The sequence below is a fragment of the Bacteroides thetaiotaomicron VPI-5482 genome, from assembly GCF_000011065.1.
Taxonomy (GTDB): Bacteria; Bacteroidota; Bacteroidia; order Bacteroidales; family Bacteroidaceae; genus Bacteroides; species Bacteroides thetaiotaomicron.
Map to the genome: position 1 here is coordinate 1,192,044 of NC_004663.1, position 20,394 is coordinate 1,212,437.

The 20,394-nt window shown below is 44.3% G+C and carries 12 protein-coding genes; 1 reads left to right on the plus strand and 11 read right to left on the minus strand.

From position 1 onward, the window contains the following. Positions 1-3: 3 nt before the first annotated feature. The gene (locus tag BT_RS04905; RefSeq protein ID WP_008761611.1) at positions 4-498 is read right to left on the minus strand and encodes a threonine/serine exporter family protein; all 495 of its coding nucleotides are present in this window, start codon (positions 496-498) and stop codon (positions 4-6) included. A 1-nt stretch (position 499) separates the two neighbouring features. Then, entirely contained in the window at positions 500-1,267 is a 768-nt protein-coding gene (locus tag BT_RS04910) for a threonine/serine ThrE exporter family protein (protein ID WP_008765764.1), read from the minus strand. A 105-nt stretch (positions 1,268-1,372) separates the two neighbouring features. On the opposite strand from BT_RS04910, the gene BT_RS04915 reads away from it, so the two are divergent. After that, positions 1,373-2,626 carry an MFS transporter gene (locus BT_RS04915; RefSeq protein WP_008765765.1) on the plus strand — a complete coding sequence of 418 codons (1,254 nt, stop codon included), beginning with the start codon at positions 1,373-1,375 and terminating at the stop codon, positions 2,624-2,626. Positions 2,627-2,732: 106 nt separating this feature from the next. On the opposite strand, the gene BT_RS04920 is transcribed toward BT_RS04915, so the two are convergent. The 9 genes from BT_RS04920 to BT_RS04960 all read right to left on the minus strand — a co-directional run bounded on the left by BT_RS04920 (position 2,733) and on the right by BT_RS04960 (position 20,392). Continuing rightward, positions 2,733-2,984, minus strand: a complete 252-nt coding sequence (locus BT_RS04920) for a hypothetical protein (RefSeq protein WP_008765766.1) — start codon at positions 2,982-2,984, stop codon at positions 2,733-2,735. An 82-nt stretch (positions 2,985-3,066) separates the two neighbouring features. Further along, positions 3,067-3,618: an RNA polymerase sigma factor gene (locus tag BT_RS04925; RefSeq protein ID WP_008765767.1), complete on the minus strand. Its 552-nt coding sequence runs from the start codon at positions 3,616-3,618 to the stop codon at positions 3,067-3,069. A 176-nt stretch (positions 3,619-3,794) separates the two neighbouring features. Next, positions 3,795-6,890, minus strand: a complete 3,096-nt coding sequence (locus BT_RS04930; RefSeq protein WP_008765768.1) for a DUF6298 domain-containing protein — start codon at positions 6,888-6,890, stop codon at positions 3,795-3,797. 67 nt (positions 6,891-6,957) lie between these two features. Continuing rightward, the gene (locus BT_RS04935; protein ID WP_008765769.1) at positions 6,958-8,640 is read right to left on the minus strand and encodes a polysaccharide lyase; all 1,683 of its coding nucleotides are present in this window, start codon (positions 8,638-8,640) and stop codon (positions 6,958-6,960) included. A gap of 63 nt (positions 8,641-8,703) precedes the next feature. Next, on the minus strand, positions 8,704-13,122 hold the full coding sequence (locus tag BT_RS04940; RefSeq protein WP_008765770.1) for a hybrid sensor histidine kinase/response regulator transcription factor: 4,419 nt from the start codon (positions 13,120-13,122) through the stop codon (positions 8,704-8,706). A gap of 257 nt (positions 13,123-13,379) precedes the next feature. Then, a complete protein-coding gene (locus BT_RS04945; RefSeq protein ID WP_008765771.1) occupies positions 13,380-13,631 on the minus strand; it encodes a hypothetical protein in 252 nt (83 codons plus the stop codon). A 229-nt stretch (positions 13,632-13,860) separates the two neighbouring features. Continuing rightward, on the minus strand, positions 13,861-16,509 hold the full coding sequence (locus tag BT_RS04950) for a beta-galactosidase (RefSeq protein ID WP_008765772.1): 2,649 nt from the start codon (positions 16,507-16,509) through the stop codon (positions 13,861-13,863). Positions 16,510-16,537: 28 nt separating this feature from the next. After that, on the minus strand, positions 16,538-18,949 hold the full coding sequence (locus tag BT_RS04955; RefSeq protein ID WP_008765773.1) for a DUF5703 domain-containing protein: 2,412 nt from the start codon (positions 18,947-18,949) through the stop codon (positions 16,538-16,540). A gap of 9 nt (positions 18,950-18,958) precedes the next feature. Then, positions 18,959-20,392: a sialate O-acetylesterase gene (locus BT_RS04960; protein ID WP_008765774.1), complete on the minus strand. Its 1,434-nt coding sequence runs from the start codon at positions 20,390-20,392 to the stop codon at positions 18,959-18,961. Positions 20,393-20,394 lie beyond the last annotated feature (2 nt).

A 20,394-nucleotide genomic window follows, 5' to 3' on the forward strand; every position in this document is an offset into this window, starting at 1 on the left:
TAATTAATGTCTTGTTAAAGAAAAGGCTCTGTGCGGGAACAGGAACATCGGGAATGTAGCTCCGACCGCAAGCATGAAAATTACTGTACTTGCCACCAAAGTGTTGGAGAAGAACATCTCCTGCATCTTTATATACTTATCATGCAGTTCCGGTTTATTCGCTGTCTGCAAGCACATAATAAGAGAGAATACCATGTTGTACGCAAATTTTCCCGGAATCATCGGGAGCAATGCGGGAATATACAGCACCGTCATCGGGCAATATACCCGCTTTCCAAGCCATAAGCTGCCGAACCCGATTACTAATCCACCGAATAAAGAAGCCGTAGCAATATCTACACCCAAGTAAGTCATCAGACAGAAACGGCACGCATGTCCCAATGCCGCCAATATTGCAATCATTTTAAACGCACGCAACGGAGGATCGGAAATTGCGCCAAATCCGATACCTGCTATCGCTGCAAAGAAACCATCAGAAAGAATATCAAGTGCTACCATATCAAATTAAACTGTTTTTTACCATTAATAATGTAAAGGAAAGGCCGATGGCAATGCTGACAATCAACAAAGAGGCTTCCGTCAAACGGGCAAATCCTGTCAAAACGTATCCTTCGACAACATCAATCACTCCATTAATCAAAGGAACACCGGGTACAAGATATAGGACGCTGGTTGCCAGTGCGATCTCGGAAGTTGTGTCGAAAATCAAGGCGGTAGAAGCACAGAGGGACGCGACGAAGGCCGAAACAATGAATATAATATAATGATTCATTTTCTTCTTTTGCATCTGCTGTTTCAGGTATAATCCTGTAATAGTGGCGGAGAAAACGATTCCCATTGAGATTAAGTCGCCGCCAAACAGTTTGCAGAATGACGCATTGGCAAAGCCTACCAATATCAAAACGAACAGAGGATGTATCATCGGAGCAGAGACTATCTTTTTGTATTTCTCTTTCAGTTCTTCCAACGATAACTGTTTGTCTACTGCTTCCCAACTCAAAGCGCTTAGTTCGGAGTTATGCTCAAAGCTGATGGGATGTGCAGGAATATCTATAACCTCGTTGCAGGCTTCGCTTGTCTCCTTATCGATGATAGTAAGAATGATATTTTTATGAAATACGCCCAGTTTGACATCTAAGCCAAAAGCTTCTCCGATACGTTTGGAATTGCGTACAACACGGGAGGTATGTACCCCCGCTCCCATTAGATGGGCTGAATATTCGGCTATGAATTTACCTATAGATAATAAAGATTCGCTTGTCTTCATGTATGTGATATTTTTAAATCGGCTGCAAAAGTACAAAAAAGAGTAATAGCAGGAAAGGTAAAACACAAAAAATAAATACCTTTGCCTGCATAAAAAGAATGACTCATGAACAACCAATTTACATATCCAAAAGAGAAAATACGTTTTGCCATCCTGACTTTCTTCTTTGCCCAAGGACTCTGTATGGCAAGCTGGGCAAGCCGTATCCCGGATTTCAAAGATGTATTTGCAGCCAATTACGCATTTTATTGGGGTCTGATTTTATTTATGATACCGGTCGGCAAGTTTGTAGCAATTCCTTTGGCGGGTTATCTTGTATCTAAATTAGGGAGTCGCACAATGGTACAAGTCAGCATTTTGGGATATGCCATGTCCTTACTTTGTGTCGGATTGGCTCATGAAGTCTATTTGCTGGGATTCCTGCTTTTTTGTTTCGGAGTGTTCTGGAACTTGTGCGATATATCGTTCAATACGCAAGGGATCGAAGTGGAGCGCTTGTATGGTAAGACAATCATGGCAACTTTTCATGGAGGATGGAGCTTGGGAGCCTGTACCGGAGCACTTATCGGCTTCGTGATGATTCTGACGGGCACCTCTCCTGTCTGGCATTATATGCTAATAGCCGCTATTATCCTTATCATAGTATTGGCAGGACGAAAATATCTGCAAGAAACAACGCTTCCTATATGCGAACATCCGAAGCCGGGCTTTGAGACAACAGACAAAGCGGCTGATAAAGCTCCGAATGGATTCCGTCTGTTATTTCAAAAGCCGGAAATACTCCTTTTACAATTAGGTTTAGTCGGATTATTCGCGCTCATCGTAGAGAGTGCTATGTTCGACTGGAGTGCTGTTTATTTTGAATCGGTTGTCCATGTGCCTAAATCATTGCAAATCGGCTTCCTTGTATTTATGGTCATGATGGCTACGGGACGATTCCTGACGAATTATGCATACCAGCTTTGGGGAAAGAAAAAAGTACTGCAACTGGCAGGCAGCCTTATTTGTATCGGCTTCTTCATTTCCGCATTGTTGGGCAATGCGTTTGACTCACTGGGAATGAAAGTGATCATCAATTCCTTAGGCTTTATGCTGGTCGGACTAGGTATCTCATGTATCGTACCTACTTTATATAGCTTTGTAGGGGCCAAGTCAAAGACGCCCGTCAGCATTGCGCTCACTATCCTGTCGAGTATCAGTTTTATTGGTTCGCTGGTCGCTCCTTTGCTTATAGGCGCTATTACACAGGCATTAGATATTCGTATTGCTTACATGATTATAGGTATATTGGGAGGTTGTATCGTACTTATCGTCAGTTTCTGCAACGCATTCGATATTCGGGAAGAAAATAAACTGTAAATATATAAAACACAGTCTCTCACAGTACTTGATCACTCAAGCATCTGTGAAAGACTGCGTCAATCTTTTTACTAACCTTAACTAACCTAACTTCTATCTAATCTAACTACAAAATGTTCGAAAAATCTTTTATACTACTAACAATTCTATCCTTTAAATCTTGGTTTTCAACCAGTGAAAAGTCGCAGGCAACATCTGCCGGAGCCAATAATACGGCCTTAGCTTCTTCTGCATCTGCTATCTGTTCCGGGTGTTCCCTGAAATAAGTTTCCCATTGGGAGGCTGCTTCCGGAGTTACACCCAGTGCATAATTGATGAAATCATCATCCGTCAAAAAATCCTTTACCTTAGAGCACATATCGCATCCTTTTTAAGCGTTTACATAGATAGGACGCTGTTACTCTGTGTATGTACTCAACCAAATATCCTTTTTACTAAAATTAACTTGCCAGACTACGCAATTTTGTCAATCCACGGTGCATCAGGTTGCGTACAGACTGATAGTTCATATTCATAATCTCACAAATATCCTCGTATTTCTTTTCTTCTATATAATATAATGTAAGTGCTTCACGCTGCCGGGGAGAAAGCTGGTCCAGTAAACGCTTCACCAGCGAGAACTCATTTTTGCGTTGCTCTTCTTCCATATAGTCATCTTCTACGTCTGTGGGAGCTACTGCATTTACATCTTCTATGGCTGTATCAGACATATACATACGTTTGCGGAGTTCATCGCAGAGTTTGTTCTTTAAGGAGATGAACAAATAAGACTTCAAATTATCAATAGTTCCTAATTCATCCTTTTTAGTGTAGAGCTTAACGAAAATATCGTGGATGCAATCTTTCAGTAACTCTTTATCAATGGTCAACTTCAATCCGTAATTAAAAAGAATGTTGATGTGCAAATCATATAGCTGCGAAAAAGCTGCCATATTTCCCGCTTGAAAAGAAGCGAGTAAAGTGTCGGTTGAATTATTAGTCTGTTCCATCATAGCATTAATTCGATTGATTTGATGTTGCAAAGCTAAGCAGAACTGACCTCAACCACCGGTAAAATCTGGTTTGTAGGTTGAAAAAATAAGTATCATGTTTTATAACACTCTTTTGTTAGAAATTACCTATAAAATGGAAAAATCCCGCTGATCAGTCATCAGCGGGATTTTTTGTTTCAGAGTTTATGGAACCAATAAATACCTTCTTTCTTATCCGGTACCTTTAATTTGTATACTCCATTAATTTTCAATGATTTATCTATAACAATCATCTTCCCTGAACCGGGATGTATGTACTTTAAGATATACTTTCCGGACGATAATTGAACAGGAATTTCTGTTCCGGACTTGGAATAAATGATACTGCCGATATCAGATTTTACCATTTTCTTATAGTTGTCGGTATCGGTTTCTTCCACTTCCATAGCCGCTGCATCCTTCAGGAATGCTTTATCTGTGCACGGGATTACAGGACATGAACCGCCGGCCATGAATACAGCCCATCCCATAGCCGGATAATTCTGTGCGTAGAAGGTTACGGCTTTCTCCGGGAACTTCTGACGATATTCGTGGACAGCCTTGTAGGCTTCGGTGAAAGTGACCTTTCCGACTTTCATCTTACGCATATGTTGGCGGGGAGCCATGTTCTTCCCTCCTTCCGGTGCAAAGACTCCATCCGTTTTATAGTGCCAGTAGCGGATATCAATAATATCCACCACAGCCGCACGCTTCGGATCGGCAAGGATAGCGTCCTGTACATCTTTTGTGGTACTTAATGCTACTTTGGCTTTCTTTCCGGTTTCTGTTTCCCATTCGGCAATCACATCCAGCCAAAACTGTACAAAATGTAGTGGACCTGTAAATTCTGCACTTGTCAACTGAATGACATTCGGGTTATCAGCAAAGTTGTTCAGACACTGGCGGATATATTGTTTGTGTAACTCACGGCGAACCGGATGAGTGATATCATAAAACATATCTGCAACAAAGATTCGTTTGTCTCCGGCAAACGGAGCAGGTTCCGGAAATCCGGTCTGGTTGATATTATTGGTGCTTCTCCACGGACAATCTACCCAGTGTGCACCTGCTTCCAGAATATTGTGCTGGAAATAGTTCTCATGGAATAGCAATAGTCCGTCTTTACTTCCTTTTTCGGCAAACTCTTTCAATCGTGACCAATACCATGCATTAGGGCGGTTCAGATCATATTTGCTCAGTCCTTCCCAGGCAGTACCCTGACCGCTGCGTCCGAAAGGTTGTTCGTAGAAAGGTCCCCATACATCTCCGTCACGACGGCGCACTCGTTCATGATCATCTCGGCGACGGTCATACCAAAGTCCGTAGTTTTGATCAAATACCAATATATTCTTTTGTTTCATATAGCCGATTACGGAATCGATGCGATCTGTCAGTCCCAAGCCTTCACGTCCGGGGACAAAACGGGTGATGGCAGGACTTGCTTTTTTCAGAAAGCTGGTTTTAAGTTTTCCATTCCACCAAGGGGTGGTATGGCTACCTCCTACCAACAAAGTACCGTCCATTTGGATACGTCCGTTTGCAATAGTTACTTCCGGTTGTGCTGATGTCTTGTTCGGAGTTATCTTCTTTTCTTTCATATCATCGATTGATTTTACTCCGGACATAGCTATTGAAGGAGCAAAGGCTCCTTGTTCAATCCAGTGTTCCAATGTCAGGCGGGGATTGTAAGCCTCTTTGGCCAGTTCCATAGCAACTTCAACGGTCGGACTGCTGGTGGCGCTTGTATTCCTTGGCAGGATACGGGCACGTTCTGCACATTTCTTCTGCAAACGATCCTCCAATTGAGCATAGAAAATGCTTCGGGGCTGCACATGATTGTTTGATTGTGCCCATTCGCCGTCACCGGAGAATTGTGCCCAACATCCGTACGCACGGTTCATGGCATCTTTTGCCGGAGCATAACACTCTATTTCGGCAGCGGTACATTGCCAGAACAGACTATTTGCTGTATTCCATCCCGCTCCGTTCTTGTCCTGTCCCAGATTCTTGAAACTCAGATTATGCCCGTCTATATTAACCACGTCAAACAATAAACCGCACGCCCATGCGTCAATAGATCCGCTGAAACCAAAAGACTCATACGAATCACATTGTACGAAAGCATTCGGTCCGGCAGCACAATATCCGGCTGCAAAGTCATGAATACCCTGTTCCGAATAGCAGCGCTGGAAAAGTGTCAGTTGTCCTAAAGTATAGAAAGTACAGCGGCGCATTCCTCCGATTTCAGAAACAGGTTCCCGTGAGATACAGTCCTCAACCGTGATTTGGGAACCGGTACGCTGAACAAGGATTGCACTTCCTGCAAAGTGCTTAAAGTTCACCCTGCGTACCCAGCAATTTTCCGCATCTTCGATCGAAATACCTGTCCAGCAATGATCTTCATCTTTAGGGTACCGTTTGTCATAGTCGGAAATCAGAGTCATGTTTTCTACTCCGCACTCCCGGATGCGCCCGTTCCACTGATAAGTAATCACGGAAGAAGTACCGTATTTAGCATCCAGCGCCACTGTCAGCGGAGCGTCCAGCGTTATCTGATTACCGTTTACTTCTGTCACGGTTCTATCCCAGGTGAGATCCATATCTCCTTCTTTCCAACCCAGTGCACTAATTCCTCCTCCAAAGATATCACATCCTAACGAAGCAATCCATTCTTTGCCGGACGGACGGTCCACCAGTATCCGATCTCCCTTTCTCAATGAAGTACCTGAAGCAACTTCCAATGTCCTCGCATTTACCGGAACATACTTCGAGAGAACCTGCAATGTATCCTGCACCTTCATATCGTCTGTCCCTTCCATGTAGATAAGGGCACCTCTGTCCACTCCTTTTTTTAGAAGTATCGTTTTCTCTTTATCCACTCCGCGCAGTACGATGCCGGAGGCATTTATACGAAGGCTTCCGGATAAAGAAAATTCTCCCTGATCCAATAACACGGCTCCCCTGAAACCGGAAGCATCAGGTACTAATGAAGCGACATAGTCAATGGCGCGTTGAATACGTGATGTATTATCTCCTGCTGTCCAAGGTACAAACACGGCATTGCGGACAGAAGGAATATCTTGTTCGGAGCCCTTGTAGCCACAGTACGAGAAATCAAGAATCCGGTTTCCCTGTTCGTCATTCAAGTAAGTGATCCGGTCATCCTTAACCTGTAAAGCAAAGGTTTGCGCATATCCCTGCGCAAACCCTATGCTCAATAATCCTAAAAGGATAGTTCTTAATTGTATATTCATTACAATAAACGTTGTTTTCTAATTATTCAATCCTGAAAGATCATTTGACCATAAGCAAATCATACGATTAAAACAGACTTTTCCGTTTGGATAAGGTATCGCAGTTGTTCTTCAGATCTGTCCAGTCTACTTTCTTCTTTGTATCCAGCCCATTGATATATTTCTCGATATTGGTATAGCCATCTCCATTACAGTCCTCCTTTGCATCAGTCGGATCGTTTGGATTCAGTCCGTTGGCTATTTCCCATGCGTCCGGCATACCGTCACCATCCGAATCAAGATATGCTTCTCCTTTATATTCAGGAAGTCCGCCCACCTGACGGATATCGGTGATGATGCCTTGTTTGTAAGAGTCTGCCGGCAAGCGTCTTTTCACATAAGGAGAGACAAATTCCGGAGCGTCTTTCGCATAAATCGCTTTTCCTGTCTGTACAGTCTTGATGACGCGCGCGTCTACCGCATCCCGTTTCGGGAGAGTAGCACCTACATTATCCAATACAAAGTTATAAGCTTTTTTGGTATCCATAATCGTTACAGGAGACATTTTGAATGCTTCGTCCACTCTGATTTGCGGTAAGAACTTTCCTTCATCCACTTCACTGGCAAGCTGAACTCCGCCATCCCAGTTATCTTTTGTCACTTTAGCATTTCCGTGAACGATGTTACCGTTTACATAAGCTTTTCCGAAGGACATCGGTTTGCTTTTATCGCGTCCGGCTTCCGGTTTCAATATACGATAAGAGATAGGCTTATCCAGCGGGGTGATAGGACCGGGCTTAAAATAGTTATTGATTATATTATAAAAACTCTTGTTATCTCCTCCGTCGACAGAACGGTTCCACCAGTTGAAGACCACATTGTTTACGAAGTTAAAGTCTCCGTCCATACCCACCGAACTGTTACGACTGATATTGGAAGCGAAAAGATTACGGCAGAACATACTATTATGTCCTCCGATAGTGGCGCCAAACGCATGATTATAAGTATCCAATGCTTCCGAGAACATCGAATTCTGAATGGTAATGTTTACAGTAGGTAACTTCAGTCCGTGCCCGGTTTCATCCCTGTTGTAGACGTGGCGATAGATAGACATATTTTCATCCAGTCCCCAGCTTGCCGAACAGTGGTCTATTATAATATTGCCGACTGCATTTCCTCCTACTGCATCATCACGGAAAGCAACATCCTGTGCCCCCCGACGGAAACGCATATGACGAATCACTACATCATGTGTATCGATCAGGAAAGAATGACCGGTCACGCAGATACCGTCTCCCGGTGCTGTCTGTCCGGCAATCGTTACATAAGGGGCACGTACACTGATCGGGCTTTTCAGGCGAATAATACCTGACACATTAAATACGATAACACGTGCACCACCGGTTTCACAGGCTTCGCGGAATGTGCCGGGACCGGAATCTTCCAGGGAAGTTACCACAATCACTTTGCCTCCACGACCGCCGGGAGTGTACATACCACCACCTTCCGCACCGGGGAAGGCCGGAATATTACTTTTTATCAAATCCTCCGGTTTGGAGGCCCAAGGTTTGTAAGGTCTTCCTAACCTTGCTTCTTCCAAAACTGTTGGCAAGGCTTTTTCCCATGCCGCATTTGATTTCTGTTCGAACTCTGCTTCTTGTTTTGCTCCTCTTTCTTTTACCGAGTCGGGGATCACCGGATATTGGGCTGTCACAGGTAGTACACAGGCAACCAACATCCATGCTGATAATACTTTCTTAATCTTGTTCATTCTTCCGAATCTTAATAGGTTTTTAAAAAAGACGATTAAGAAAGTATTTTGTAATCGGTCTTTCTATCCTTTCCGCCATTCATTCATATATTCACGGGGAGTCTGATTATATTTTTTGCGGAAACACTTGCTATAGTAGCCCGAATCTTTGAATCCGACAGCAAACGCCACTTCCGAAACACTCAAATCCGTATTTTTAATCAGTTCGATCGATTTATTCAGGCGAATCTCCTTTACCAGGTCGACAGGTGCCAGTCCGGTAAGGCTTTTCAGCTTTTTGAAGAATGCCGAACGGCTCAGTCCGATGCCGGAAGCGATCGTATCAATATTGAAATCACTGTCGTCCATGTTTTCCTCGATCACTTGGTGTATCTTTTCAAGGAACTGCACATCTTTCTTCACCAGATATTGTTCGTAGCTGTCTTCTTCCGTTGTCGTCTGGTTCTCCATTTGCTGGCGGATACGTTCGCGGAACAGTTTCCGTTCGCCGAGCAACTGATCGATCCGTGCCAACAGATACTCTTTGCTGAATGGCTTGGTTATATATGCGTTCGCACCCAGAGTGATCGCTTTGGTCTTGGCACCTTCATCGTTCTTGGCTGTCAGAATAATGACAGGGATATGGCTGATCTGAAAATCCTTCCGGATAGATTGCAGCATTTCCAGTCCGTCCATTTCCGGCATCATCTGATCGGTCACTACGATGTCCGGATGATACAGATGCACTTTCTTCAGTCCTTCTACGCCGTTATTGGCTATATGGATATTGAATTTATCTTCCAATTGCAGTTTTATCAGCTGGCACAGGTCTTTATTATCCTCTACCAGCAGAAGAGTCGGTAATGAAGCATCAATTTCCAGTTCCTCCTCCGGTTCCTTTTCTGAATCGATAACCATCTTCTTGTCTGTAGCGGCGGGAGCAGTTTCCGTATCACTGACATAGAAGTCTACTTCCGACGGACGATAATGGTCCTTGTCCAGCAATAGCTCTACAATAAACACGGCCCCCTGCCCTTCCGGACTTTCGGCACGGATGATACCGTGATGCAGGTTTACTATTTCTTTGGAAAGTGCCAGACCGATGCCCGTACCCTGATAATGTGGATTATTCGCATTCTCTCCTTGTGAGAAACGCTCGAAAATTTCACTCAGCTTATTTTGCGGAATGCCGACACCGTTGTCTTCTACCCGTACATAGCAGGATTTTCCATCATCTGTCAATCCGGTAGTTACATAAATACTTCCACCAGAAGGAGTAAATTTGAACGCGTTCGATATGACGTTGCGGATAACAATACTCAGTTTGTCCTTATCTGCCCATACCATAATCGGTTCGTCCGGCAGTTGGAATGTGAAACTGATTTCATTTTCCTCCGAAAGTACACGGAATTCTTTTTGGAAGGAAGCTATCATTTCATTGAAATCAATCAATGATACGTGCAGACGCATCTTGCCATTCTGAATCTTTCGGAAATCAAGAATCTGATTGACCAGTTGTAACATTTGGTTCGTATTCTTTTCCATCAGGTCCACGTATTGCAGTCCTTTCGGAGACAGTTCTTCCCGCTCCTTCAGTTCTTGTATCGGCCCTTTTATCAGTGTCAGAGGAGTACGAAGCTCATGAGAAATATTGGTGAAGAACTTGATTTTCATTTCCGAGACTTTCTGCTCGATATAAATGTCGTTCTTCATCTTAATCATGAAGAAGGCCAGGCGCAGACCGAAATAGAGGGCCGCGATGCCAAGGATTACATAGATAAGAGTTGCCCACCAACTCAGCCACCACGGCGGGAGAATGGTGACAGCCAATGTGCATGTGGATACAAGTTCCGGATTGGCTTCATCCATCGTTTCTACACGGAATACGTAGTCTCCGGGAGGAACATTGGTATAAGAAGCAATACGGTTTTTGCCGTTATAGTGCCATTCTTTCTCATACCCTTCGAGTATGTAACGATAAGATACGCGATTCTGATTGTAGAAATTTAATGCGGCAAATTCGATTGTGAACATAGACTGATTATACTTCAATTGAAGTGCATCGGTGTATGTGATAGACTCCTGAATCGGACAGTCGTTCAAACTTCGCAGATTACGATTGGATACTTTAAAGTCTACGATACGGGTGTCATAGTTGGTATGTTGTGTCTCCAGTTTATCAGGAGAGAATGTCAGAATCCCCTGTCGCGAACCAAGCCATAAGTCTCCGTTCAATGCACGCAACGCACTGCCTTCTTCCAGTTCAACATTCAGGAAACCATCGTATTTGTCGTAGTTACGGAACTGCTCTGTCGCCTTATTAAAGCAGGACAGACCAATTTCGGTAGTAAACCACAAATTTCCGTTTTTATCTTCCACGATGGACTTGACCACATCGTTATTCATTCCTTCACGTATGCCATATGACTTGAATATCGGTTCACGTTTTTCTTTGTCATAGCGGACCAGCTTATTCAGACCTCCGCCGAATACACTCACCCAAATTTGCGAATCACTGTCTTTATATAGTACATAAATGTCATTGTCTGCCACATTGGAACGATCGCTGATCTGTCGGTACGTCTCAAACTGAATCTGTTCGGGAGTCGTAAAATGTCCGTCAAAAGACATCAGACCATCCATCGTACCTACCCAGATACGCCCGTCTTCATCTTCTGTCATTGTACGGACTTCCATATACAGACCATAAGCGGGATATTGTTTCAGTCCGTTGTATTTATGCTTGAATACAAGTGTCCCGTTTTCTTCGGAAATCAAGTTCAGCCCTCCGCCTAGCAGACCGACCCAGATACGCTCCTGACTATCCTGATAAGTGAAATACACATCATTGTTACTGATAGAATTCGGATTCTTGGGATCATTCTTATAGCGGGTAAAACGCAGACCATGTGGTGAGTTCATATCCGGTTCGGCTTTGACAAGTCCGTTTCCCTTAGTGGAAAACCACAAGTTTCCTTCTTTATCTTCCATGATATGATATACGGCGCCTATCAGATAATTCTGATCCGTAAAAACCTGTTTTATCTGCCCGTTGCTATCCAGACGATAAAGTGCCTGCCAACGGGTACCGACCCAGATGTCTCCATTCTTAGCCTGATACAGTGCACGTATCCCCTGATTCCAAGAGGTCGCTCTTTCTGTGTCTACAGGGACAGGAGAAACTTCTGTCAGCAGTTGAAATTGCTTCTTGGGAAAGTTAACCTTGTATACTCCGCTGCCTGTAGATGCCAGCCAAAGAATACCGTCTTTATCCAGCAACAGATGAAAGAAGAGCTGATCGGGAAGGTCGTCGGAAAAAGGTTTCAGTTGATTGATACGGGTCATTTCCAGTTTTTCCCTATCGAAGAGCAGAATTTCTCCACCGGGGGTGAGGAAAAACATACCCTGTTCACCGGCATCCTGCTTTTCAAAGTTACCGATGGCATTTTGTTTGGGGAAAGGAAAGCGATGATTGCTTTTGTTCAGAGGATCATAGTACGTCAATGCCTCATTACCTTCCTGAAACCAAATTTTGTCATACTTGTCATTGAATATCATTCCTACTTTTTTCCCTGCGATGGAGAACGGTAGTTTGGTCAGTTGTTTGTAGCCGATGTTATATTCATACGCACCATCAACGGTGGTGATATACATTAATCCTGATTCAGTGACCAGTATATTGGAAATCGGTTGATCAATCTCCGGTATTTCGTAGCGGTTGACTACTCCATTTTGCGGATCGACGCTATAAATATGTCCGTTCTTATCTCCCAGCCATAAGAATTTGGAACTGTAGGAAGCACAAGTGAACTGGTCCGGATTGGCAGAAACTTTCTTTTGAATAAAGTCGACAGGCTTATCTTTCAGAGCCTCTCCTTTTCTCAATGAAAGAATCTGATAGTCCATACCGATCCAATTGATAAACTCGGCAGTTTCACAAAACACATTATGCTTGAGGCGTAAGTCGTAGACGTTGACATTGGGACGCGAATCGTGCAACTGCTTCATGGTGATTTTACCGTTCTGGTCTGTATTTGCACGCAGCAGGCTTTTATCTTTGGTCAGCAGCAGTACGTCTCCGTCATCTGTCGTCTGTATCTTGATAATCTGAATATTTTCAGAGTACTCTTTTACATCGTCATACACTGCGTGGAAACTTTCATGTTTCTTATCAAACAGATAGAGTTTGCGGTCGATAGTCTTGATCCAAAGGTATCCGTTCCTGTCTTCTACAATACGCTGAATCTTACGGGGAGGAATATCTGCGGAGTAAAATCCATCATGATTATCATAGGAACGGAATTTGGTACCGTCGAAACTGCATAGTCCGTACCAGGTGCCGAACCATACAAATCCGTCCTGCCCTTTAAGTGTACAATTGACGATATTATTGGGTAAGCCTCGTTCGGCCGTATAATGTTCAACAATCATGTTAGGGTAGGCAAAAGCACAGATTCTCGTCATCAAGAGAAACATAAATATAAAAAAGAAGTGTTTCTTCATTGTATATTATATTAGTGGAAATGAATCTTGCATCAAAGATACTATTTTATCTTTAAAAAAGAAACTGAATTTTATAACTTATCTTTTTTATCATCGAAGATATTCATTGAAATTTCGCGAGAATTTCAGTGCTAAAGCTGAACTGGAAACAGCCCCAAAGCAATGATCCGAAGCAAAGATTCAACAAAAGCGAATGTCATATTTAAGTACTTACATTAAATGCTGTATTTCGATCTAAACTACCTCATTTTTCATTCTCAAATTCCAGTAAAGTCTAAAAATCCAGTATTAGGCTTTTCAAAAAGAACAAAAGGGGTAAATAAACCTATAAAAACACATCTATAAGCTTTGTAACGCCTATTTGCTTTTTTAGAAACACGATTCTTGCTACCGGTTCCCACTATGTTCGGGAAATATTTCATGATAGGATATAAAAACAGAGCCTGTTTAAGGTTTATGTATATATATATCACCATTATTCCCTTTCCGTGAGAACTTATTTTCTTCATTTATGCATTTTTGAAAAACCTAATATGGACTTTTAGACTTTACTGGATTTTGAAGTCCCGAAATTAAGGTGTCAGCAAGCCAAAAATTAGCTATTAGCAAAACTGAATTTGCTATTAGCAAAACCAGATTAGCTATTAGCTTATTCATTTTTGCTAATAGCCTATGTTCGATATAACTCAGGTCTGAAAGAATGAAGCATATTGATCTGTCATTCAGTTTCGACCAAGCTCACTTTTCTATTCCAAATTCAGTTTGTTGCCGTTCCACTTCATCCAACACCCGTTGTCGTTCTTCTTCTGTCAGTTGCACTTTGCCGTCGGTTGCATTCTCGGATAAAGTAGCTTTTACAGTTAATGAGGGTGTGTCCTGACTAATACAGTACTTCTCATCATAACAGAAAGGAAGCTCCGCAGGAACACTTTCAAATTCCATTTCAGCGGCAGTCGGAGCCTGAGTCCCTTCAAATTGTACATGAGCTTTCACTTTAATCTTCCCGGCTTTTCGTGTGGAACGGATCAGCAGAGGAGCCGAACCGAATTCTACGGCACGAGGGTTGGCACCGATCCTTGCGTCACCAATGATTTCTCCTTCCCCTTCTACCGTGAATACGATATTTTCCTTTGCCAGACGACGAACGTTTCCGCTATCGTCCGTCACTTCGGCAACTACTACTATAAAATCCGAACCGTCCGCTACCAAGTTTACTTTTTGAGTATCTGCATACAAGCGAAGTTTGGTAGACCGGCGGGAAGGCATTTTCTTTTGGGTACATACTACTTTCCCGTCGATAATACCTTCGGCAACCATATTTACTTTCTGCCAGTTCTTTTGAGTATAACTGTATCCGCGCGCTTCCCAGAAATCCCATACATTTTCGAAGATGACAGGTGCGTTCGGCATATGCCCTTTGGCATGTACCACAGGTTTGGTCCATGTTTTTGTTCCATCGTAGATAGAAAGGCGGATGGAGTCACAGTTACTGAATACTACTACATCCTTATCGGAGAATTGTGACATTTCATGAGCAAGGAATATCATCGGTCCGCATTCTGCCAACGGATGTTGGAGGCTTGCCGGAGATTGGCTGCGGAACATTTCATACGCATACTTTTTCTGACGGAAAGCGTCATAAATGCCTCCCCAGTATGGATCGGGGTGATAACCACGCTGGTGATCGAATGGATGCCACTGTGTGCCACCGATAAACTGACCGGTAGTGCGGTACATCTCATCATAACTTTTAGCCAGAGAAAGTGCCTGTATCAGCAGCGGACGTTCACCCCAACTGCGGCTTGCACGGTTATTGTTGTTGTGGGCATACCAGTCATCTACGTTTTCTCCGAATTCACGGGTGAAGATGCATTGTTCCGGTTTGTCCTCCTTTTCGTCATCACCCGGCCAGCCGTAGACTACATCGTAATGTTCCTTTACACCGGCAGAATGCACATCGGCAGCGGCTATCGGACGTCCCGGATACGGATATTCTTCCTTCGTAATTTCAAGTGCCTTCAGTGCAAAGTCGAGCGGATAGCGAGTCTCATTCAGAATGGGCTCCCACATCAGCACAGAAGGATGATTGCGGTCACGACGAATCATCTCACGGGTATTCTGATGAACCAGTTCTCCGAATTTCGGGTCTTTGTTCCAGTATTGCCAGCCAGGAGTAGCGACGATGACAAACAAGCCGAGTTCGTCACAGGCATCCATAAAGGATGGGTCCTGCGGGTAATGCGCTACACGGATGATGGTACATCCTGCATCACGCAGACGCTTTGCATCACGCCATTGCTGTGAATTGGGAAGAGCATTGCCTACGTATGCGAAGTCCTGATGACGATTGGCTCCGACTAATTGTCCGAAAGGTTTTCCATTCAGCCAGAAACCCTCCTTGCCACGAAATTCCGCTAGGCGGATACCGATACGGGTCGTTCCTCCGTCAATGGAACGGTTTCCTTTCTTTATGCGGGATTGTACTCTATATAGATAAGGAGCATCCGGTGACCAGAGTTTCGGATTCCTCACTTCCATCTGCTGACGGATTGATTTCTTTTCTCCGGAGTTCAGAGAAAGTTTGCCGGACGTACGTTTGATAACGTTGCCTTCGGCATCTGTAAGGGTCGTTTCTATAGTGACGGATTCCGAACGGGTATTATCGTTCTGAATCTCCGTTTCTACATATACTTGTGCGCTCTTTTCGCTGATCTTGTCAAAGTGAACGAATACGCCGCCACCGCCAACTGTGCGGGAGTCGATGGCATCGGTAATGGCAACCGGAGATTTGGCAATCATCCATACATCACGATAGATACCTCCATGATAAGCAAAATCCAGTGTGTATTGGGGCTTTCCGGGAGGGTATGATTTATCGTTGCTGTTGTCGGTATAGACGGCAAGGAGGCAGGAGTCTCCGGCTTGTACGCCGTTTGCCGTCAAGTCCAGTGTGAAAGGCAGATAACCTCCAAGATGTTCCTGGACACGTTTGCCGTTCAGGTAAAGTACTTGCTTTCCCATTGCCGCTTCAAAATGAAGGAGTACACGCTGTCCTTTCGTTGCAGTGGGAACTACAAAATGCTTGCGATACCACGCAGGACCCTGATAATTGCGGCAACCACTGCCTTCGGCGGGCATCAGTTCCACTGTGTGAGGAGTAGAAACGACCTCCCAAGAACGATCGTCAAAATTTACAGCTTCCGCCCCCCGGATATCGCCTTTGAAGAATCGCCATCCCGGATTGAAGTTATATACTTGTCGCCCGCAATCGGGAAGCGGAATAAATCCGGCAACCGATATTTCGGGACGATAAGTATCTGCTGCCTGCCCATCGAAGGAGAATAGCAGTAGAAATAGGGATAAGATTAAAAACGGTCTTTTATTCATAGTGCTTTTTATTTATGTATTCTTTTTTTTATTTTTCTATCATTATAACAATGTCTTTCTTTCTGCTTTCCGGTGACACCTTTAGGATTGTTACTTTTCCATCTTTTAAAGTTGCTTCTACCGTCGTATTGCCCGGAGCATGGAGTTTGAAATGGACGTTCCATTCTTTGGGCCAGGCGGGGAACAGAAGTATTTGTGTTCCATTCGTTTGTAAGAGCATCTCCTGAAGTCCTATCATGCCGCTACCTCCCCAGTTGTGGTCGGGTGTCCAGTCATATCCCGGTCCCCAGAAGGCAGGAAAACGGTGGGGACCATCTGATAGCTTTGCCAGAGAAAGGCTTTTGGCTTCTTCGGTCAGCCCCAGACAGGCTGCCCAGATGTTGTCTTGCTTCCATCCGGTATGGGAGCGGAATTTGAGTGCGTCGGGATCATAGAAATACGTATCACGAGCTATTTCCAGATTTTCCTTGCCTACTCCGTAGATGCGCCAGGGAAAAACCGGGTAGAGTTGTGGTGTCTCTATATTGTTGATTCGTTCCCAGCTTTTGGCGGGAGAAATCGTTTGTTTCCATGCCGGAGTCATGGTAGAAGCCTGAAGATTAAGAGAATCCTTGACTTCGATATAGCGTAATGGAACCGGAGGAATTGTTTCCAGCATCTTTTGCCACTTTTCATTGTTGCAAACTTTGATGTAAGTCTCCAATACAGTTCGCAGTGCGGCGATGGTGCTGCTGGCGTTGTTGGTCATCTTGTAAGTTTCGCAGGCAGAGCCGGGGAACAGTATCAGGTGTCCGTCACCATCCAGTGCTTTGCGTCCCCGACGGGAAGCGAGTAGTCGATAATGTTCGTCGAAAAAGGTCAGCGAACTTTCAATCAAAGGCAAATACGGAGTTATGTCGGCACCGGCATAATTCTTCGTTTCCAGAATCATCTGGCAAAATTCAAGAATAGTATCCCATTCATATTCCAGCCACGCATTGTATTCCAGTCCTTTGTCAAACCAAGCCGGACGTTTGAAACCATATTCTGCGGGATTGGGTAAGCCGAAGTTTTCTATCTGCTCACAGAAGCAGGCTCCCTCGTGTTGCCAATATACATGGCTGCGGAGTTCCGCATTCTTCAACATCCGGTTATAGAAATTGAATTGGGAAGGCATCATGTCGAAGTCACCGCTTTTCAGCATCGGCCAGTAGACAAGACGCTGATTCTGTGCAGTCATCGTTCCTCCTCCCCACTTTCGGTAGTCAGGAGTGAATGCCTGCTTCTCGTCTATGTGGCAGGGATCGAAGGTGAATAAACCACCGTTGAATTTGGTGGGGACACTGCCGTAAGCATTGCAGCCCAGCATATAGCGGAAAAGAGTGTAGTTTCGGGTGATTTCTTTCAATGCATCTTTCGCGTCGCTCTTTTCTTTATTTCCGGTTTCTTTTTCTACTTTGCTGTTCTCCTTGTTTTCGGTTTCACCAATCGTTTCGATAAAACTCCGTTGCCAGAAAGCATTCCACCATAGGCGGGTTTGTTTTTTATCCTGTGATACCACTTTAGACGATATCTTTCCTTGTGGGGCAATTCGTTGCCAGGCTGTTTTCAGACCTTGCTCCCATTGGGTGACGGTTTCCGTCTGTTCTGTGTGTAACACAACTGAGAAATGATGCTTTTTAGAAGCTTTCAGAGAACGAAATCCCCAGGCGCGGTAATCAGTTCCGGCATATACACTGTCTGAAGTGCCTATATATTCCAGATTCTCTCCTGACAGATACCCTCCGAAAGTCAGATTTTTAAGAGGATTCATCATCTGCGACTTCACTTCATTCATCCCTTGCTGGGCAACTGCCACGTCAAACACTGTCTCTTCCGCATTACGATGATAAAACAAAAGGCGTTTACTATCCTTTTCGGATGAATTCTCCAATGAAATGAAGTCGGCATGCGTCATCGTTCCTTTTGGAGGAGCCCACTTATAGGAACATTGCTGCCCCTCTCCTTTTCTGATCAGCCGATCCTGGTATCTCCAGTTTTCATAAAAGATTTCCGCCTGCAAAGGCCGGTCATTAATCACTTCTATGTGTACAACCGGATGAAAAACATCTGCCCAGAGTTGTACTTGTGTCCCTTCGGCAGAGATTTCAACATAACCGTCGATCAGCTTTAATTCCTGCCGGAAATCCTTTGCGTCTTCAAAAGGATTGGGAGATAACCGGAGGCGAAAACGTCCCTGCTTCAACTGGCAGTTGTTTTCATCGAACGTACCGCTCCTGCTCAGATAAAATAGTATATCCCCCTCCTCTACCCATATGTTCATGCCGATATCTCCCCCGCCGCATGGCATCGATTCGGAGGAATTCCGGCTGGGAGTATCCCAAACGACATTGGCATGCTGGCTCCAAAGAACCGACACGCCAACGAATATCATTGCTATAGCCAGATAAAATCTCTTCATATTTTCAAATTACCAATCGTCCGAACGGAAAGACCCCAACGGCAGCCCATCACAATATACATCTCCTTCCACATAATTCTCAAATCCATAGCGGACAGCTACCGGATGCGGAACTTTATCACTTTTTACTAGCATTTTGCTGCGTTCGATCCATGCTTTCGCCGGGTAGAATACTTTGTCTTCACCTGCCACCTGAAAGTTTTTCGATTCAAAACAGTTTTTACCGCTGATCCACATATTCGCACGTTCAAAGCTGACGACAATAGTGTCATTCTTGATTTCAATACTTTTGTAATAAGGGCTTTCTCCGTTTACTCCCTCTATTCCGTACGTCTTTGTCAGTGCAAGGAGTGCCAGACGTTCTCCCGCAGCCTGTTTCTTTGCGGGATGAATTCCCTTTTCCATTCCAGCATCCAGCAGTACAGCCATGCCGCTGTTAGACACACGATGTTCAACCTTTGCCTGTGCTTCCCGTAGATAAGCAGAATTAATCACCTCTTTACCTTTTTCAGTGATAATACCATAGTCATAAGGGGCTATCTGACAATAGTAGAAAGGAAAATCACCTTGTTTCCATTCGGCACGCCAACCGTTAATCAATGTGGTAAACATATCCGCATAGGTATGGGCACGATTCCAGTTATCTTCTCCCTGATACCAGATCACTCCTTTCATGGTCATGCCGATCAATGGATGCAACATACCATTATAGAGTACGGTCGGGGTACGGTTTTTCGATTTGATATCAGCTTCCGATTGAGGTATCTTTGCATCCGGAAATGCTTTCAGCCAATCGGCAGTCATCCATGCCTCACAAGCAGAACCGCCCCATGCCGCTACTACGAGTCCTACCGGAACTTCTAATATTTCATTGACCAGTCTTCCGAAATAATAGGCCGTCGCACTGAAATCACGGACACTGACCGGAGCCGCTTCTTTCCATGAGCCGACAACGTCGTTCTGAGGGGTAATGGTAGAAGTTCGTTTTACCGTAAACAAGCGGATATGAAGATTTTTGCTGCGAAGAATATCCATATTGGCATTCTCTACAGGTTGGTTCTTGAATCCTTTCATAGGCATTTCCATGTTGCTCTGACCGGAGCACAGCCATAATTCGCCTATCAGAATATTATTCAGTGTCTTTTGGGTTCCATCGTCGAAAGTGATGGTATACGGTCCGCCGGCTTCCGGAGTGGAGACTGAAAGTTTCCATGAACCGTTCTTGTCTGCTGTTACTGCATATTGTTTTCCGTTCCAGCCGGTAGTGACTGTTACTTTCTTGTTCGGAGTTGCCGTTCCCCAAAGGTTGGCATTGGTTTGTTGCTGCATCACCATGCCGTCAGAGAAAATAGCGGGCAGTTTCACTTCCGCACGCATTGACAGGCAGGCAGCGAGCAGAAAGCTTGCTAATACTGTGCTTGTTTTAATTCCTGAACTTTTCATTC

Bases quoted from the DNA above. Each gene is read 5' to 3' on its own strand.
- BT_RS04905 (WP_008761611.1), bottom strand. From the start codon at position 498: ATGGTAGCACTTGATATTCTTTCTGATGGTTTCTTTGCAGCGATAGCA.
- BT_RS04910 (WP_008765764.1), bottom strand. From the start codon at position 1,267: ATGAAGACAAGCGAATCTTTATTATCTATAGGTAAATTCATAGCCGAA.
- BT_RS04915 (WP_008765765.1), top strand. From the start codon at position 1,373: ATGAACAACCAATTTACATATCCAAAAGAGAAAATACGTTTTGCCATC.
- BT_RS04920 (WP_008765766.1), bottom strand. From the start codon at position 2,984: ATGTGCTCTAAGGTAAAGGATTTTTTGACGGATGATGATTTCATCAAT.
- BT_RS04925 (WP_008765767.1), bottom strand. From the start codon at position 3,618: ATGATGGAACAGACTAATAATTCAACCGACACTTTACTCGCTTCTTTT.
- BT_RS04930 (WP_008765768.1), bottom strand. From the start codon at position 6,890: ATGAATATACAATTAAGAACTATCCTTTTAGGATTATTGAGCATAGGG.
- BT_RS04935 (WP_008765769.1), bottom strand. From the start codon at position 8,640: ATGAACAAGATTAAGAAAGTATTATCAGCATGGATGTTGGTTGCCTGT.
- BT_RS04940 (WP_008765770.1), bottom strand. From the start codon at position 13,122: ATGAAGAAACACTTCTTTTTTATATTTATGTTTCTCTTGATGACGAGA.
- BT_RS04945 (WP_008765771.1), bottom strand. From the start codon at position 13,631: ATGAAGAAAATAAGTTCTCACGGAAAGGGAATAATGGTGATATATATA.
- BT_RS04950 (WP_008765772.1), bottom strand. From the start codon at position 16,509: ATGAATAAAAGACCGTTTTTAATCTTATCCCTATTTCTACTGCTATTC.
- BT_RS04955 (WP_008765773.1), bottom strand. From the start codon at position 18,949: ATGAAGAGATTTTATCTGGCTATAGCAATGATATTCGTTGGCGTGTCG.
- BT_RS04960 (WP_008765774.1), bottom strand. From the start codon at position 20,392: ATGAAAAGTTCAGGAATTAAAACAAGCACAGTATTAGCAAGCTTTCTG.